Genomic DNA, 18089 nt, shown 5'->3' on the forward strand with positions numbered 1-18089 from the left:
CAACATCAAATTCAAGGCATAAAAAAAGGCCATCCGAGGATGGCCTTCAAAAAACTAGAGAGGTTTTTTACTTACACTGCCGCAACCGGGCGCATGTAAGAGATTGGTGCGGTGCTGGCGTCTTCGAACGTCACGACTTCCCACGCATCTGTCTGCTCAATCAACTTGCGCAGCAGCTGGTTGTTCAGTGCATGACCGGACTTGAAGCCTTTGAACTCACCAATCAGGCTGTTACCCAGCAGGTACAGGTCGCCAATCGCATCGAGGATCTTGTGCTTCACGAATTCGTCTTCGTAGCGAAGGCCGTCTTCGTTCAGTACACCATCGGAATCCACCACGATCGCGTTTTCAACGCTGCCGCCGAGTGCGAGGTTGTGCTTGCGCAGGTACTCGATGTCACTCATGAAACCGAAAGTACGGGCGCGGCTGACTTCTTTTACGAACGAAGTGCTGGAAAAATCCACGCTTGCACTTTGGGTGCGGTCCCGGAAAACCGGGTGATCGAAGTCGATCTCGAAGCTCACCTTGAACCCTTCGAAAGGGACGAAAGTGGCGCGCTTGTCGCCATCTTCCACTGTCACTTCACGCAGGATGCGGATGAATTTCTTGGCGGCGTCCTGCTCTTCCAGGCCAGCCGATTGAATCAGGAATACGAACGGTCCAGCGCTGCCATCCATGATCGGGACTTCGGACGCGGAGAGCTCGACGTAGGCGTTATCGATGCCCAGGCCAGCCATGGCCGAGAGCAAGTGCTCTACCGTGTCCACTTTGACGTCGCCGTTGATCAGCGTCGTCGACATAGTGGTTTCACCGACGTTTTCCGCGCGGGCAGGGATCTGCACCACAGGGTCGAGGTCAGCGCGACAAAACACAATGCCAGTGTCGACAGGCGCAGGCTTGAGGGTCAGGTAGACCTTCTCCCCGGAATGCAGGCCTACACCTGTGGCACGGATAATATTTTTCAGTGTGCGTTGTTTAATCATGGCTTGGGCCGCTTCAGCGCAAATTGCGAACTGGTATCAACAAAGGCTGGCGATAATAGCAGACCGAGCCTTTGCTGAACACCAATCACCGTCATAGCCCTGATACATTCCATCAATCGGCCTGACGACGCAGGAATGCCGGGATGTCCAGGTAATCCAGATCGTCCTGCGGGTTCATCTTCGCGGCAGTCGCAGCACCGGCCTGAGCCTGGTTGCGCATGACGGTCGGACGGTCCAGGTCACGGTAGTTCACCGCCGGAGCTTCCTGACGCGCAGGAGCCGGTTGTTGAACCTGAGCGGCAGCCATGGAGGTGTGAACGGTGTTGTCGATGACCTTCACAGGCTTCTCGATTTTCGCGCCCAGACCGGTGGCAACCACGGTGACGTGCAGTTCGTCGCGCATGTCCGGATCGATAACGGTACCGACCTTGACCATTGCGTGCTCGGAAGCGAAGGCTTCGATGATGCTACCCACGTCGGAGTACTCACCCAGGGACAGGTCAGGACCGGCGGTGATGTTCACCAGGATGCCGCGTGCACCTTGCAGGTTCACGTCTTCCAGCAGCGGGTTGCGGATGGCCGCTTCGGTCGCTTCACGTGCACGGTTCGGACCGCTGGCGCAGCCAGTGCCCATCATCGCCATGCCCATTTCGCTCATCACGGTACGCACGTCGGCGAAGTCAACGTTGATCATGCCCGGACGCTTGATGATGTCGGAGATACCGCGAACGGCACCGGCCAGTACGTCGTCAGCCTTGGCGAAAGCCGACAAGAGGCTTGCGTCTTTACCGAGGATGGTCAGCAGCTTCTCGTTGGGGATAGTGATCAACGAGTCGACGCTTTCGGAAAGCATGCGGATGCCTTCGTCGGCGATCTGCATACGCTTGCGGCCTTCGAACGGGAACGGACGGGTCACGACCGCAACGGTCAGGATGCCCATTTCCTTGGCCACTTCGGCGATGATCGGCGCAGCACCGGTACCGGTACCGCCGCCCATGCCAGTGGTGATGAACACCATGTTGGTGCCCTGCAGGACTTCGGCAATGCGCTCACGGTCTTCGAGAGCGGCCTGACGACCTACTTCAGGGTTGGCGCCAGCGCCCAGACCTTTGGTCACGCCGGTGCCCAGTTGCAGGATGGTGCGCGCGCCGATGTTTTTCAGCGCTTGAGCATCAGTGTTGGCGCAGATGAATTCGACGCCTTCGATGTTGCTCTTGACCATGTGGTTGACAGCGTTGCCGCCGCCACCGCCAACACCGATAACTTTGATTACCGGGCTTGCGGGGATGTTGTCTACGAGTTCGAACATTTTCCCTCTCCTTACATTCTCTAGTTTTTTCGCCTACTGCATTTTTGTAGCGGTGTTGCGGTAAAGCTTTAGAAGTTGCCTTGAACCCACTTCTTCAATCGGTCCAGCAACGGCGCCTGTGGCTCATCGTTGCTGTAGCTGTCGCGGCTGCCGATGCCCGAGAACGAGATCCCGTCGGACTGCTTCTGCAGGCCGTACATCAACAAGCCCACGCCAGTGGAATAAATCGGGTTGCGCACCACGTCATCCAGACCCTTCACGCCATGCGGCACGCCCAGGCGCACCGGCATGTGGAAGATTTCTTCGGCCAGTTCGGTGGCACCTTCCATCTTCGACGTACCGCCGGTCAGGACGATGCCCGCCGGGATCAGGTCTTCGTAGCCGCTGCGACGCAGTTCGGCCTGGATCAGGGTGAACAGTTCGTCGTAACGCGGCTCGACCACTTCGGCCAGGGCCTGACGCGACAGTTCGCGCGGTGGACGGTCGCCAACGCTCGGCACCTTGATGGTTTCGCCGGCACCGGCCAGTTTGGCCAGGGCGCAGGCGTAGCGGATCTTGATCTCTTCGGCGTACTGGGTCGGGGTGCGCAACGCCATGGCGATGTCGTTGGTCACCTGATCACCGGCAATCGGGATCACCGCGGTGTGGCGGATCGCGCCTTCGGTGAAGATCGCGATGTCGGTGGTGCCGCCGCCGATGTCGACCAGGCACACGCCCAGTTCTTTTTCGTCGTCGGTCAGTACCGAGTAAGCCGAGGCCAGTTGCTCGAGAATGATGTCGTCGATTTCCAGACCGCAGCGACGCACGCATTTTTCAATGTTCTGGGCAGCATTGACGGCGCAGGTGACCACGTGAACCTTGGCTTCCAGACGGACGCCAGACATGCCCAGAGGCTCGCGGACGCCTTCCTGGTTATCGATCACGTAATCCTGCGGCAGGGTGTGCAGCACGCGCTGGTCAGCCGGGATCGCCACGGCCTGGGCGGCGTCGAGTACGCGCTCCAGGTCAGCCGAGCTCACTTCGCGATCACGAATCGCCACGATGCCGTGGGAGTTCAGGCTGCGGATGTGATTGCCGGCCACGCCGACGAAAGCCGAGTGAATGCGGCAGCCCGCCATCAGTTGGGCTTCTTCGATCGCGCGCTGGATCGATTGCACGGTGGACTCGATGTTCACCACCACACCCTTCTTCAGGCCGCGGGACGGGTGAGTACCGATACCGACGATTTCCAGCGTGCCGTCGTCCGCGACCTCGCCTACCAGCGCCACCACCTTGGAGGTGCCGATATCCAGACCGACGATCATTTTGCCGCTTTGCACGTTTGCCATGGGTCCTGCCTCTTCTTAATTCTTTGCGACAGCGGGTTGGGCTGTCGTCGGCGCTACTGGTTCCCGCCAGCCAACAGCGAGGCCGTTGGCGTAGCGCAGATCGATGCGCGCAATGTTCGTAATCTGGTCTTTAAGCGTCTTGTCATAGATGGCAATGAAGCGGCGCATCTTTTCCACCAGGTTGCCGCGTCCCAGCAGCAACTCGATGCCGGGGCCGGAGCTGCCGGCACCGGTGGTCAGGAACCAGCTGCCACGTTCACGCAGTTCCAGGCGCGCGATCGAGAAGCCCAGCGGCCGGAGCATCTGGCTCAGCACCTGATACTGCTGCATCACTTGCTGCTGGGCCCGTTGTGGGCCGAACAGCTGTGGCAGGTGTTCGTAGTTCGCCAACTCCTTTGGCGTGAAGGCCTGACCCTGGTTGTTGAGCAGCGACTCGTCGCCCCAACGGGCCACCGGCAGTTGCTCTTCGAGGCGGATCACCACCTGGTCCGGCCACACCCGGCGTACTTCGGCGTGGGCGATCCATGGCATCTGCTCAAGCTCGGTACGCATGCTGGCCAGATCAATGGTGAAGAAGCTCGACGCCACGTACGGGGCGATTCGCTGCTGCACCGCTTGCTGACTGATGTAGCTCAGGTCGCCCTGCACGGCGATCTTGGTGATCGGCCGGTCGGCGTACGGCAGCAAACGCTGCGCGCCTTCGTAGGTACCGAACCCGAGCGCCACCAGCAGCACCGGCCAGAACAGGCTTTTCAGAAAGCCGAAATTGGCTTTCGGCAGGCGCGCGGACATCGGCTCTTTGGCCACCATTCGGCTGGCACCCCGCGGCACCGGCTTGCGGCCGGGTGCGGGTGGCTGATGTCTGAGATGAGCGCCTTGCATGGTCTTAACCTCGCGCCTCTGTGTTACCGGAGCCTTCAACACTGGCGGCCAGAATGGCCAGAACCAGTTGCTGGAAGTCCAGACCGGCAGCACGGGCCGCCATCGGCACCAGACTGTGATCGGTCATGCCCGGTGCGGTGTTCACTTCCAGGAACCAGAACTGTCCGTCGGCGTCCTGCATCACGTCCGCCCTGCCCCAACCGGCAATACCCAGCGCCTCACAGGCCTTGGCCGTGAGATCCATGAGTTCCTGCTCCTTGGCGGCATCCAGCCCGCACGGAATGCGGTACTGGGTATCGTTGGCGATGTACTTGGCGTCGTAGTCGTAGAACGTGTGCGGTGTACCCAGGGCGATAGGAGGCAACACCTGGTCACGCAGGGTGGCTATGGTGAACTCCGGACCTTGAATCCATTGTTCAACCAAGACTTGCGAATCGTAGGTACTGGCCGCTTTCCATGCGTCGATCAACTCGGACGCAGAACTCACTTTGGCCATCCCGATACTTGAACCTTCATGCGCCGGTTTGACGATCAAAGGGAAGCCCAGTTCCGTCGCCGCGGAAATACAATCGGCTTCGCTGCACAGCACGGCGTGACGCGGCGTCGGAATCCCGAGGCTGTGCCAGACCTGCTTGGTGCGCAGTTTGTCCATCGCCAGTGCCGAAGCGAGGATGCCGCTGCCGGTGTAAGGAATACCGGCGCATTCGAGCAGGCCCTGCATCGAGCCGTCTTCACCGCCACGACCGTGGAGAATGATGAACGCGCGGTCGATCTTTTCATTCAGCAGACGCTGCAGAAAATCCTCGCCGACGTCGATCCCGAACGCGTCCACGCCAGCGCTTTGCAGCGCGTCGAGCACGGCGTTACCGGATTTCAGCGAAACCTCACGCTCGGCACTCATGCCACCGAACAGCACGGCGACACGGCCGAAATCTTTCGGCGCGATGGTGGAGAACAGGTTGGCGTAGGCAGCAGTCATTTCAACTTCCCCTCGACCGACGCAGCCACGGCGCCGGCGAACAATTCACTTTTCAACAGCTTCGGCGCGAGACCGCCGATATCCCCGGCGCCCTGGCACAGCAGGATGTCGCCGGCACGCAGCAGCGGTTTGACCAGCGGCGCGAGGTCGACACCGCGCTCGATGTAGATCGGATCGAGCTGACCGCGCTGACGGATGCTGTTGCACAACTTGCGGCTGTCCGCGCCCGGGATCGGCTCTTCGCCCGCCGGATAGACTTCCATCAGCAACAGCACGTTGGCATCGGCCAGTACATTGACGAAATCGTCGTACAGGTCACGGGTGCGGCTGTAACGGTGCGGCTGATAGACCATCACCAGACGGCGCTCCGGCCAGCCACCGCGCACGGCTTTGATCACGGCCGCGACTTCAGTCGGGTGGTGACCGTAGTCGTCGACCAGCATCACGTTGCCGCCGTCCACCGGCAGTTCGCCGTAGACCTGGAAGCGTCGGCCAACGCCCTGGAACCCGGACAGGCCCTGAACGATGGCTTCGTCGCTGACGCCTTCGTCGCTGGCGATGCAGATGGTCGCCAGTGAGTTGAGCACGTTGTGGTTGCCCGGCATGTTCACCGATACGTCCAGCGGCTCGCGATCCGGGCGCAGCACGGTGAAGAAAGTCTGCATGCCTTGCTGACGCACATTGATGGCGCGCACGTCGGCGTCTTCGCTGAAGCCGTAGGTCACGGTCGGACGTTTGACCAGCGGCAGGATTTCACGCACCACCGGATCGTCCAGGCACATCACCGCCAAACCGTAGAACGGCAGGTTGTGCAGGAACTCGACGAAGGTTTTCTTCAGCTTGTTGAAGTCACCGTCGTAGGTCGCCATGTGATCGGCGTCGATGTTGGTGACCACGGCCACCAGCGGTTGCAGGTGCAGGAAGCTCGCGTCGCTTTCGTCGGCTTCAGCAATCAGGTAGCGGCTGGTGCCGAGCTGGGCATTGGTGCCCGCGGCATTCAGACGGCCACCGATGACGAAGGTCGGGTCCAGACCACCAGCGGCGAACACCGAAGCGATCAGGCTAGTGGTGGTGGTTTTGCCATGAGTACCGGCGACGGCGATGCCGTGGCGATAGCGCATCAGCTCGGCGAGCATCTCGGCACGTGGCACCACCGGAATGCGGCGCTCAAGAGCGGTCGCCACTTCCGGGTTGGAAGTGTTGACAGCACTCGACACCACCAACACGTCAGCGGTAGCGGCGTTCTCGGCACGGTGACCGATATAGATGTGCGCACCGAACGATTCCAGACGCTCGGTCACCGGCGAAGCCTTCAGGTCGGAACCGGACACTTCATAGCCCAGGTTCAACAACACTTCGGCAATCCCGCACATGCCCACGCCGCCGATACCGACGAAGTGGATGCGACGGATGCGGCGCATTTCCGGTTGTGGCATGGCTTTCTGATTCTCAACCATGAGCCACCTCCAGGCAGGTATCGACCACGCTACGGGTGGCATCGGGTTTGGCCAGACGGCGGGCCGCTTGGGCCATTTCTTCGAGTCGTTGCGGTTGCATCAAGACCTCTGTCAGGCGCGCGGCAAGGTCCGCGGCACCAGTCGTTCTTTGCGGCATCACGAAGGCAGCGCCTTCACGGGCCAAATAATCGGCGTTGCGGGTCTGGTGATCGTCGATCGCGTGGGGCAAAGGCACCAGCATCGAGGGCAGACCAACGGCAGCCAGCTCACTGATGGTCAGCGCGCCGGCGCGGCACACCACCAGGTCAGCCCAGCCATAGGCCTGGGCCATGTCTTTGATGAACGGCTGCACCTGCGCATCCACGCCGGCGGCGCGGTAGCGCTCTGCAGTCACTTCATCGTGGTTTTTGCCGGCCTGATGAAACACTTCCGGACGCAAATCGGCAGGGACTTGCGCCAGGGCTTCAGGCAGCAACTTGTTCAACGGTTCTGCGCCCAGGCTTCCGCCGAGGATCAGCAAACGCGCTTTGCGCCCGGCCAGAGCCGGTCGCGATGTTTCGAGGAACAGCTCGCTGCGCACCGGGTTTCCGGTGGTACGGCGGGTGTCCGACAGAGTAAAGGTGTCGGGGAACGCTTCACACACCCGGGCGGCGAACGGCACCAGCAACCGATTGGCGGTGCCGGCCACGGCGTTCTGCTCGTGAACGATCACCGGCACACCGGCCAGTTTCGCGGCAATCCCGCCAGGCCCGGTCACATAACCACCGAAGCCGACCACGCAGACTGGACGCAACTTGCGAATCACCGCCCGCGCCTGCCACACCGACTTGAGCAACATGAACGGTGCCTTGAGCAGCGACAGCTTGCCCTTGCCACGCAACCCGGTGGCATTGATGCGGTGCAGTTCCAGACCTGCAGCCGGCACCAGTTCGTTTTCGATTCCGCGTGGCGTGCCGAGCCAGTGCACGGTGTAGCCGCGCGCCTGGAATTCGCGGGCACAGGACAGCGCCGGGAACACGTGGCCGCCGGTGCCGCCGGCCATGATCAATACGTTAGCGCCCATGATTCGGCTCCTCGGCGAAGTCGCTCTCATGGAACTCCATCTCTTCACTGCCCAAGTGGGTTCGACTCTCCCACTCGATCCTCAGCAACAAGCCGAGGCAGGCGCAGCAGATCACCAGGGAACTGCCGCCATAACTGAGGAACGGCAGGGTCAGGCCCTTGGTCGGCAGCAGACCGACGTTCACCCCGATGTTGATCAGGAACTGACCGATCCACAGGAACGACAGACCGTAAGCCACATAAGCGGCGAAGAACTGCTTGGCTTTTTCGGCCCACAGACCGATGTACATGCCGCGAATACACACGAAGACGAACAGCGCGACGGTGCACAGCGAACCCACCGCACCCAGCTCTTCGGCAAGTACGGAGAACACGAAGTCGGTGTGCGCTTCAGGCAGGTAGAACTGTTTCTGCACGCTGTTGCCCAGGCCAACGCCCAGCCACTCACCGCGACCGAAGGCAATCAACGCCTGCGACAACTGATAACCCGCGCCGAACTGGTCGGCCCACGGGTCGGCGAAGTTGGTCAAACGCGCCATCCGGTAAGGCTGCATCTGAATCAGCAAGACCACGGCCCCGACTGCCAGCACCACCATCAGCGAGAAGCGGAACAGCCCGACTCCGCCGAGGAACAGCATCGCCGCCGCAGCCCCCATCATTACCACGGTGGCACCGAAGTCCGGCTCCATCAGCAACAGACCCGCCATCGGCAGCAGCACGATGAACGGCTTGAAGAAGCCCATCCAGCTCTCGCGCACTTCTTTCTGCCGACGCACCAAATAACCGGCGAGGTAGATCACCACAAACACCTTGGCGATCTCGGACGGCTGAACGTTGAAGAAGCTGAAACCGATCCAGCGCATCGACCCGTTCACTTCACGGCCGATCCCCGGGACGATCACCATCACCAGCAGACCGAATGCGCCGATCAGCATCATCCAGCCCAGACGCTGCCAGGTGGCAATCGGAATCATCATGGTGATGATGCACGCGCCGAGGCCCAGTGCCACGTAGATCAGGTGGCGAATCATGTAATACAGCGCGCTGCCCGACTGCGCCGCCGCCACTTCAGTGGAGGCCGAGGCGATCATGATCAGGCCCAGGCCCAGCAGTGCCAGGCAACCGGCGAGCATCGGGAAGTCGAGGTCGATGCCACGGCCGGTGATGATCGGCGACGGGTACGGCTTGATGATATTGCGCAGGCTCATGCCAGATCCTCCACGGCGCGGACGAACTGGTGACCACGGTCTTCGTAATTCTTGAACATGTCGAAACTGGCGCAGGCCGGCGACAGCAGCACTACGTCACCCGGCTGGGCGACTGCGCGGCACTGCGCAACGGCGTCGACCAGCGAGGTCGCGCGAATCAGTGGCACGGCGTCACCGATGGCTGCGCCGATCTTGTCGGAGTCGCGGCCCATCAGGATCACGGCGCGGCAGTTGGCCGCCACCGGATCACGCAGGTCGTTGAACTCGGCGCCTTTGCCGTCGCCACCGGCGATCAGCACGACCTTGCCGTCGATATCCGCACCCAGGCCTTCGATGGCGGCCAGTGCGGCGCCGACGTTGGTGGCCTTGGAGTCGTTGTAGTAACCGACGCCGTCGAGATCACGCAGCCACTGGCAGCGGTGTTCGAGGCCGGTGAAGTTACGCAGGGCATCAAGCATGGCGTCGAACGGCAGGCCGACCGCATGCCCCAGTGCCAGTGCCGCGAGGGCATTGGCCTGGTTATGCGCGCCGCGCACTTTTAGTTCGCGCACTGGCATCAGGTTCTGGAATTCGAAGGCCAGGTATTTCTCGCCGTCTTCTTCGCGCAGGCCGAAGGCCTTGAAATCCGGTTTGTTCAGGCCGAAGGTCCAGCATGGCTGACCCTCGCCGATCAGCGGACGGCTGAGTGCGTCCTGACGATTGACCACGAACTGCTTCGCGCCACGGAAGATCCGGTGCTTGGCCAGGTGATACGCCGGCAGGCCGCTGTAGCGGTCCATGTGGTCTTCGCTGATGTTCAGCACGGTGGCCACTTCAGCGTTGAGCTGGTCGGTGGTTTCCAGCTGGAAGCTCGACAGTTCCATCACGTACAGCTCGACGTCATCGCTGAGCAATTCCAGCGCTGGCGTACCGAGGTTGCCGCCGACCGCGACGCGTTTGCCGGCCGCAGCCGCCATCTCGCCGACCAAAGTGGTGACGGTGCTTTTCGCGTTGGAACCGGTGATGGCCACGATCGGCGCCCGCGCGTTACGCGCGAACAGCTCGATATCGCCGGACATTTTCACGCCACGGGCGGCAGCGGCTTGCAGGGCCGGGGTCGCCAGCGCCAGGCCGGGGCTCACGTAGAGCTCGTCGGCGCGGCACAGGAATTCGACGTCCAGCTCGCCACAACGCACTTCCACGTGCGGATAGTCACGCTTGAGCGTGGCCAGTTCCGGTGGATTGTCCCGCGTATCGGCGACGGCAAACGACACGCCCCGGTTCGCCAGGAAGCGAACCAGGGACATGCCGCTCTTGCCGAGGCCGACAACGATGCGGAAGTGGTCAGAAGCGATCAGAGACACTCGTTCTACCTCAGCTTCAGGGTGGCAAGGCCGATCAGCACGAGAATCACGGTGATGATCCAGAAACGGACGATCACGCGTGGCTCGGGCCAGCCCTTGAGTTCAAAGTGGTGGTGAATCGGTGCCATGCGGAACACACGGCGCCCGGTCAGCTTGAAAGAGGCAACCTGGATAACCACCGACAGGGTTTCCATCACGAACACGCCGCCCATGATGAACAGGACGATTTCCTGACGGACGATCACTGCGATGGTGCCCAGTGCCGCGCCCAGTGCCAGAGCACCGACGTCGCCCATGAACACTTGCGCCGGATAGGTGTTGAACCAGAGGAATCCGAGGCCGGCACCGATCAGTGCGCCGCAGAACACGATCAGTTCGCCCGCGCCCGGCACGTAAGGGATCAGCAGGTATTCGGCGAATTTCACGTTACCCGACAGGTAGCAGAAAATTCCCAGACCGCCGCCGACCATCACGGTTGGCATGATCGCCAGACCGTCGAGGCCGTCGGTCAGGTTGACCGCGTTGCTCGAACCGACGATCACGAAGTAGGTCAGCACGATGAAGCCGGCGCCCAGCGGAATGCTGTAGTCCTTGAGCATCGGCAGGATCAGCGTGGTCTCCACCGGCGTGGTCGCGGTCATATAAAGGAAGATCGCTGCGCCCAGGCCAAAGACCGACTGCCAGAAATATTTCCAGCGGCTTGGCAAGCCACGGGAGTTCTTCTCGATCACTTTGCGGTAATCGTCGACCCAGCCAATGGCGCCGAACAGCAGCGTCACCAGCAGAACGACCCACACGTAGCGGTTGCTCAGGTCAGCCCACAGCAGGGTGCTGACACCGATGGAAGACAAAATCAGTGCGCCGCCCATGGTTGGCGTACCCGACTTGGACAGGTGCGATTGCGGGCCGTCATTACGAACGGACTGGCCGATCTGACGGTTCTGCAGGGTGCGGATCATCCACGGGCCATAGCACAGCGACAAAACCAGCGCGGTCAGCACACCGAGGATCCCGCGCAGGGTCAGGTACTGGAAGACCGCGAAGCCTTTGTAGAACTGTTGCAGATACTCCGCTAGCAGCAGCAGCATTAATGTTTCTCCAGACTGGACCCGCACAGAGCCGCAACGATGTTTTCCATCGCTGCACTGCGCGAACCCTTGATCAAAATGGTGGTGTTTGTGTCCTGCTCGGCGTCGAGGGCCTGGATCAGTTCGGCTTGCGTGCCGAAGTGATGCGCCTCTTTACCGAATGCGTTCACGGCGTGGACCATGTTCGGCCCGACCGCGTAAAGCGCGGAAACCTTGCCCCGGGCGTATTCGCCCACGTCGCGGTGCCCCTGCTCCGCCCAGTCGCCCAACTCGCCGATATCTCCGAGCACCAGGACGGTGCGGCCGGAAAAGCCGGCGAGTATATCAACGGCCGCGCACATGGAGGTGGGGTTTGCGTTGTAAGTGTCATCGATCACGCGCATGCCGTTCTTCGCCAGTTGCGCGACGGTGCGACCCTTGACCGGTTGTACTGCGCCAAGCCCGGTGGCAATGCCGAACAGCGACACGCCCAAGGCGTGAGCGGCAGCGGCGGCAGCCATGGCGTTGGCGACGTTATGGGTGCCGAGCAGGTTCAGTTGAACGTGCTCCACACCTTCAGGTGTATGCAGGTTGAAGGCCGGGCAGCCCCGGGCATCGGTGCTCAGGTCGCTGGCGTAGAAATCTGCCTGAGGATTGTTCAGGGAGAAGGTCAGCACCTTGCGTGCGCCGGCGCGGAGCTTCCAGATGCCATAGGCCTTGTCATCGAGGTTGAGTACGGCGACGCCATCCGCTGCCAGCCCGTCGATGATCTCGCCTTTGGCTTCGACGATTTTTTCCGGCCCGCCGAACTCGCCAACGTGGGCGGTGCCAGCGTTGTTGAGAATCGCCACGTGTGGCTTGGTCAGCCCGACGGTGTAGGCGATTTCGCCCAGACGCGAAGCGCCCAGTTCGATCACGGCGGCGGTGTGTTCCGGCGCCAGTTCAAGCAGGGTCAGCGGTGCGCCCAGATCATTGTTCAGATTGCCGCGCGTCGCCAGCACCGGACCGCGGGTACGCAAGATGCTCGCGAGCATTTCCTTGACCGTGGTCTTGCCGCTGGAGCCAGTGATGGCCGCGACTGGCTGGGTGAATGCGGCACGGTTCAACGCACCCAACTGGCCGAGGGCCTGGCGGGTGTCCTTGACCAGCAGTTGCGGCAAGGTGCTGTCGACGACTTCGCGCTCGACCAGTGCCGCCACCGCGCCCTTGCCGGCGACGTCGTTCAGATAGTCGTGACCATCGAAGCGCGGACCGGTCAGGGCAATAAACAGTTGGCCAGCGGTGATCGCACGGCTGTCGATGCTGACGCCATCAAAACTGGCGTCGCTGCTGATCAGACGGGCGTCGAGCACGTTGGTCAGTTCGCTCAATGTCAGGGCCTTAAGCATGGGCCACCTCCCACGCGGTGAGGGCATGATCGGCCTCGACCAGATCGGAGAAAGCGTGCCGCTCGCCGTTGATTTCCTGATAGTCCTCGTGACCTTTACCGGCCAGCACGATCACGTCATCCGCCGAAGCACCGGCGATCAGCTGGGCGATCGCCTGACCACGGCCGGCGACGAAGGTGACGTTATCCACAGCGCTGAAACCGGCGCGGATGTCGTCGAAAATCTGCGCCGGGTCTTCCGTGCGCGGGTTGTCATCGGTGACCAGTACGCGATCAGCCAGACGCTCGACTACTTCGGCCATCAGCGGACGCTTGCCGCGATCACGATCACCGCCACAGCCGAACAGGCACAGCAACTGGCCTTTGACGTGTGGGCGCAATGCGCTCAGAACTTTTTCCAGCGCATCTGGGGTGTGGGCGTAGTCGACCACCACCAGCGGCTGAGTGCCGCCACCCAGACGCTGCATGCGTCCGGCCGGGCCTTCGAGTTTCGGCAGCACCTTGAGAATTTCGTCGAGGGCGTAATCCAGACCGAGCAAGGCGCCGACTGCCGCCAGTACGTTGCTCAGGTTGAAACGACCGAGCAGCGTGCTGCGCAGGTGATGCTCGCCCTGCGGCGTGACCAGCGTGGCGCGTACGCCGTGATCATCGAACTGCGCTTCACGGCAGAACAGGTAGGCGCTGCTGTCGAGCAGGCTGTAAGTGATCAGGCGCGAATCGCGTTTATCGGCGGCCAGTTGCCGACCGAAATCGTCGTCGAGGTTGACCACGCGGCACTTCAGGTCATTCCAGGCGAACAGCTTGGCCTTGGCCTCGGCGTACGCCTCCATGGTGCCGTGATAATCCAGGTGATCGCGGGACAGGTTGGTCATCACCGCGACGTCGAACGCCAATGCGGTAACGCGGCCCTGATCCAGACCGTGTGACGAGACCTCCATGGCCACGGCTTTGGCCCCGGCCTTTTTCAGGTCGCCCAAGGTTGCTTGCACGGCAATCGGATTCGGCGTGGTGTGCAGGCCGCTTTCCAGCGCGCCATAGAACCCGGAACCCAGCGTACCGACGATGCCGCAATGCTGACCGAGCAGATCGAGTGCCTGCGCGACCAGTTGGGTCACGCTGGTTTTGCCGTTGGTGCCGGTGACGCCAATCAGGTTCAGGTGATGGCTCGGCTCGCCATAAAAGCGCCCGGCGATGTCGGACAACTGCGCCGCCAGGCCTTTGACCGGAATCAACGGCACTTCGGTGATCGGCAGCACGGTGGCGCCTTCCACTTCATAGGCAACCGCCGCCGCGCCGCGCTGCAAGGCATCGGCGATGTGCGCACGGCCATCGAACTTGCCGCCCGGCACGGCGAGGAACAGGTCACCCGCGCGTACGTTGCGGCTGTCCAGCGCCAACTCACGGATCAGCAGATCGTGGCCGGCGTGGGGGAATATCTTGTTCAGACTCAGAGACATCAGCCGCGCCCTCCATTGGCTTTCAGCGGAACGACCGGGGTAGCGTTGGCCTGTTGAGTGGTCGGCAGGTTGTCCGGGGTCACGTTCATCAGACGCAGGGTGCCGGACATCACACGACTGAACACCGGCGCCGACACCAGACCACCGAAGTAACCGGCCTTGGACGGTTCATCGATCACCACCACGATGGCGTAACGCGGATCGCTCATCGGGCCGAAACCGGCGAACAGCGAACGGTACGAGTTTTCGGCGTAGCCCTTGGTGCCCACCGACGTTTTACGTGCAGTACCCGACTTGCCGGCCACGTGATACGCCGGCACCTGCGCACGGAACACGCCGCGCGGTGCTTCGATCACTTGTTGCAGCATGCCTTGCATGGTTTTCGCGACCGCTTCCGGCAGTACCTGGGTGGTCTGCGGCGGCTTGTCGGTTTTGATCAGGGTCAGCGGTGCCAGACGACCGTTGTTGGCCAGCGCCGAGAACGCGTGCACCAGCTGGATCGCCGTCACGGAAATACCGTAGCCGTAAGACAGCGTCGCAGTTTCGGCCTTGCGCCATTCACGGTAATTCGGCAGGTTGCCGACGCGCTCGCCCGGGAAGCCGAGGCCGGTGTCCTGGCCGAGGCCGACTTTCTGTGCGAGGCGGAAAATGGTTTCGCCACCAATATCGAACGCAACCTTACTCATGCCGACGTTACTGGAATTGATCAGGATGCCGGTCAGGTCGAGTACCGGACCTTCGGTCTTCGACACGTCCTTGATGGTGTATTTGCCGATCTGCAGGGAGCCCGGGTACACCTCGACGGTGTCGCTCGGTTTCCAGCGGCCGGTTTCGATCGCGGCACTCATCGAGATCGCTTTCATGGTCGAACCCGGTTCGAACACGTCGATCATCGCGCGGTTACGCATCATCGCCGGCTGCAGGTTGCGACGGTTGTTCGGGTTGTAGGTCGGCTGGTTGACCATGGCGAGAATCTCGCCGGTCTTCACGTCCATGATCACCAGGCTGCCGGCCTTGGCGCCGTTCTCGATGATCGCGTTGCGCAGCTCGCGGTTGGCCAGGTATTGCAGACGCAGGTCAATCGACAACGCCAAGGGCTTGCCGGCCTTGGCGTTCTTGGTGACCTGGACATCCTTGATCAGCCGACCGCGCCGATCCTTGATGACCTGCCGCTTGCCCGGGACACCGGCCAGCCACTCGTCGTAGGCCAGCTCGACGCCTTCACGCCCGTGATCGTCAATGTCGGTAAAGCCGACCATGTGCGCGGTAACTTCACCGGCCGGATAGAAGCGGCGGAATTCTTCGATGCCGTAAACGCCCGGCACTTTCAGATCGAGCACAGCCTGGCCCTGCTCGGGGGTCAGCCCGCGCACCAGATAAATGAATTCTTTGTTGGCCTGGGCTTCGAGACGTTCGGCCAGGGCTTTCGGATCCTGCCCCAGCGCAGCGGCCAGCGCCGGCCACTTCTCTTTGGCGGTCTGCATTTCCTTGGCGTTGGCCCACAGGGTCGTCACCGGGGTGCTCACGGCCAACGGCTCGCCGTTACGGTCGGTGATCAGACCACGGTGAGCAGGAATCGGAATATGACGCAGGCTGCGCGCATCGCCCTGACCTTTGAGGAAGTCACGGTCAACCACTTGCAGGTCGATGATGCGCCAGCAGATCGCCGCAACCATCACGCCCAGCAGTGCCACCATCAGGCGGAAGCGCCACGGGAAGAGTGCCCCTTCGAGTTTCATCATGGCGCCACCATCTTCACGTCAGCCGCGCCAGGGATGTGCATTTTCAGTTGTTCGGTGGCCAGCACTTCGATGCGGCTGTGCGCAGTCCAGGTGCTTTGCTCGAGAATCAGGCGCCCCCACTCGGCCTGCGCCTTGTCGCGCACGCTGAGTTCGTTATAAAGATTGTTGAGCAACTGCCGGTTCCAGTGCGCGCTGTAAGACACGCCGATGGCCGACACGAGCACGCCGATAAACAGCAGCAGCATGATAAAGCTGCCGCCCGGCAGGGGCTTGGCGAAAAGCTTGCTCACCGCAACTTCTCCGCGACACGCATGACAGCGCTACGGGAACGTGGGTTGGCTTTGAGTTCGGCGTCGGAGGCCGTCTGCGCTTTGCCGTGGATTTTGATTTTCGGTTCGAACGCCACGTGGCGCACGGGCAGGTTGCGTGGCAGGTTGTCAGCTTCGCCTTTCACCAGCTTGCGCATGAACAGTTTGACGATGCGGTCTTCCAGCGAGTGGAAGCTGATGACCACCAGACGGCCACCGATCTCCAGAGCATCCAGTGCGGCTTCGAGGCCGGCTTCCAGATCGCCCAGTTCGTTGTTGACGTGAATGCGCAAACCCTGGAATGCACGGGTCGCCGGGTTCTTGCCCTTCTCCCACGCCGGGTTGGCGACTTTCAAGACTTCGGCCAGATCAGCGGTGCGCTCGAACGGCTTGATGTCGCGGCGCTCGGCCACGGCACGGGCCATGCGCCCGGAGAAACGTTCTTCGCCGTATTCCTTGAACACCCGGGCGATTTCTTCCACCGGCGCGGTGTTGACGAACTCGGCGGCGCTGATGCCACGGGACGGATCCATGCGCATGTCCAGCGGGCCGTCGTTAAGGAAACTGAAGCCGCGTTCGGCGTCGTCGAGCTGCGGCGAAGACACGCCGAGATCGAGCAGGATACCGCTGACCTTGCCGCTCAGACCTCGCTCGGCAACCACCGAACCCAGCTCGGCAAAGCTGCGCTGCACAACGACAAAGCGGCCGTCTTCGGCCGCTAGCGTTTGCCCGGTGGCAATCGCTTGTGGATCTTTGTCGAACCCGATGAGCCGACCGTCCGTCCCGAGCTGGCTGAGGATCAGCCGACTGTGCCCGCCGCGCCCGAACGTACCGTCCAGATAGCAGCCATCAGGACGTACGGCGAGAGCCTCGACGGCTTCGTCAAGCAGTACGGTGATGTGGTTAAAGCCGCTATCAATAGTCACAGGATCAAATCACGCAGTTCATCAGGCATGGCGCCCGGTTGTTGAATAGCAGCAAGGTCAGCGGCAGACACCGCGTTCCATGCATCCTCGTCCCACAATTGGAACTTGTTCAGTTGGCCCACCAGCATCGCTTTCTTATCAAGCTTGGCGTATTCGCGCAGACGCGGTGGAACCAGAAAACGACCACTGCCGTCGAGTTCGAGGTCGACGGCATTACCAATCAATAAACGCTGCAGGCGACGGTTCTCTTCGCGAAGCGAAGGGAGCGCGCGCAACTTGGTTTCAATGATTTCCCACTCGTCGAGCGGGTAGACACACAGGCACGGATCAACGGCATCAATGGTCACGATCAATTGGCCGGAACTACGCGAAACGAGCTCGTCACGGTACCGGCTCGGCATGGCGAGACGGCCCTTTGCATCGAGACTGATAGCGTTAGCTCCGCGAAACACGTCAGCGTTTCTCCAATTTTTATCGTTTTGAGCTCAAAAAACCCACTTCATGCCACTTTCCGCCACTTGCGCACACTATAGGAATGCGCCCACCACACCGTCAAGGCGCGGATCAAAGGAAAACCCTTACAGAACGGAGATTTAGGAGCTTAAAAGGAGGGGTAACGACAATTTGGCGGACACTTTTGACCAATAACTT

General features: G+C 61.5%; 16 protein-coding genes. All 16 read right to left on the bottom strand.

The window, feature by feature from the left end:
* Window positions 1-71: 71 nt before the first annotated feature.
* The 16 genes from lpxC to mraZ all read right to left on the bottom strand — a co-directional run bounded on the left by lpxC (window position 72) and on the right by mraZ (window position 17890).
* On the bottom strand, window positions 72-983 hold the full coding sequence (gene lpxC, locus AC3WMV_RS24510; protein WP_007961638.1) for a UDP-3-O-acyl-N-acetylglucosamine deacetylase: 912 nt from the start codon (window positions 981-983) through the stop codon (window positions 72-74).
* A 112-nt stretch (window positions 984-1095) separates the two neighbouring features.
* Window positions 1096-2292, bottom strand: coding sequence for a cell division protein FtsZ (gene ftsZ, locus AC3WMV_RS24515; RefSeq protein WP_007961637.1), 1197 nt, complete (start codon window positions 2290-2292; stop codon window positions 1096-1098).
* A 68-nt stretch (window positions 2293-2360) separates the two neighbouring features.
* Entirely contained in the window at window positions 2361-3620 is a 1260-nt protein-coding gene (gene ftsA / locus AC3WMV_RS24520) for a cell division protein FtsA (RefSeq protein ID WP_003228014.1), read from the bottom strand.
* Between the two features lie 15 nt (window positions 3621-3635).
* Window positions 3636-4502, bottom strand: a complete 867-nt coding sequence (locus AC3WMV_RS24525) for a cell division protein FtsQ/DivIB (protein ID WP_007961636.1) — start codon at window positions 4500-4502, stop codon at window positions 3636-3638.
* 4 nt (window positions 4503-4506) lie between these two features.
* Window positions 4507-5481, bottom strand: coding sequence for a D-alanine--D-alanine ligase (locus AC3WMV_RS24530; RefSeq protein WP_027612179.1), 975 nt, complete (start codon window positions 5479-5481; stop codon window positions 4507-4509).
* A complete protein-coding gene (gene murC, locus AC3WMV_RS24535; protein ID WP_025109285.1) occupies window positions 5478-6938 on the bottom strand; it encodes a UDP-N-acetylmuramate--L-alanine ligase in 1461 nt (486 codons plus the stop codon). Before murC ends, AC3WMV_RS24530 begins: the two co-directional genes overlap by 4 nt.
* Window positions 6931-8001: an undecaprenyldiphospho-muramoylpentapeptide beta-N-acetylglucosaminyltransferase gene (murG, locus tag AC3WMV_RS24540; protein WP_027612180.1), complete on the bottom strand. Its 1071-nt coding sequence runs from the start codon at window positions 7999-8001 to the stop codon at window positions 6931-6933. The genes murC and murG overlap by 8 nt, the downstream gene beginning before the upstream one ends.
* A complete protein-coding gene (gene ftsW, locus AC3WMV_RS24545) occupies window positions 7991-9208 on the bottom strand; it encodes a putative lipid II flippase FtsW (RefSeq protein ID WP_003228018.1) in 1218 nt (405 codons plus the stop codon). Before ftsW ends, murG begins: the two co-directional genes overlap by 11 nt.
* Complete coding sequence (gene murD / locus AC3WMV_RS24550) at window positions 9205-10551, bottom strand: UDP-N-acetylmuramoyl-L-alanine--D-glutamate ligase (RefSeq protein ID WP_103369292.1); 1347 nt, start codon at window positions 10549-10551, stop codon at window positions 9205-9207. Before murD ends, ftsW begins: the two co-directional genes overlap by 4 nt.
* A gap of 5 nt (window positions 10552-10556) precedes the next feature.
* Window positions 10557-11639, bottom strand: coding sequence for a phospho-N-acetylmuramoyl-pentapeptide-transferase (gene mraY, locus AC3WMV_RS24555; RefSeq protein WP_025109289.1), 1083 nt, complete (start codon window positions 11637-11639; stop codon window positions 10557-10559).
* A complete protein-coding gene (locus AC3WMV_RS24560; RefSeq protein ID WP_103369293.1) occupies window positions 11639-13006 on the bottom strand; it encodes a UDP-N-acetylmuramoyl-tripeptide--D-alanyl-D-alanine ligase in 1368 nt (455 codons plus the stop codon). The genes mraY and AC3WMV_RS24560 overlap by 1 nt, the downstream gene beginning before the upstream one ends.
* Complete coding sequence (locus AC3WMV_RS24565; protein ID WP_103369294.1) at window positions 12999-14462, bottom strand: UDP-N-acetylmuramoyl-L-alanyl-D-glutamate--2,6-diaminopimelate ligase; 1464 nt, start codon at window positions 14460-14462, stop codon at window positions 12999-13001. Before AC3WMV_RS24565 ends, AC3WMV_RS24560 begins: the two co-directional genes overlap by 8 nt.
* Window positions 14462-16201, bottom strand: coding sequence for a peptidoglycan D,D-transpeptidase FtsI family protein (locus AC3WMV_RS24570; RefSeq protein WP_171061849.1), 1740 nt, complete (start codon window positions 16199-16201; stop codon window positions 14462-14464). The genes AC3WMV_RS24565 and AC3WMV_RS24570 overlap by 1 nt, the downstream gene beginning before the upstream one ends.
* Window positions 16201-16494 (bottom strand): cell division protein FtsL, encoded by a 294-nt coding sequence (gene ftsL, locus AC3WMV_RS24575; protein ID WP_007961627.1) that lies wholly within the window; start codon window positions 16492-16494, stop codon window positions 16201-16203. The genes AC3WMV_RS24570 and ftsL overlap by 1 nt, the downstream gene beginning before the upstream one ends.
* Window positions 16491-17438, bottom strand: coding sequence for a 16S rRNA (cytosine(1402)-N(4))-methyltransferase RsmH (gene rsmH, locus AC3WMV_RS24580; protein WP_027612185.1), 948 nt, complete (start codon window positions 17436-17438; stop codon window positions 16491-16493). Before rsmH ends, ftsL begins: the two co-directional genes overlap by 4 nt.
* Window positions 17435-17890 (bottom strand): division/cell wall cluster transcriptional repressor MraZ, encoded by a 456-nt coding sequence (mraZ, locus tag AC3WMV_RS24585; protein WP_003228026.1) that lies wholly within the window; start codon window positions 17888-17890, stop codon window positions 17435-17437. Before mraZ ends, rsmH begins: the two co-directional genes overlap by 4 nt.
* Window positions 17891-18089 lie beyond the last annotated feature (199 nt).

This window comes from Pseudomonas sp. FW305-3-2-15-E-TSA4 (assembly GCF_058787295.1).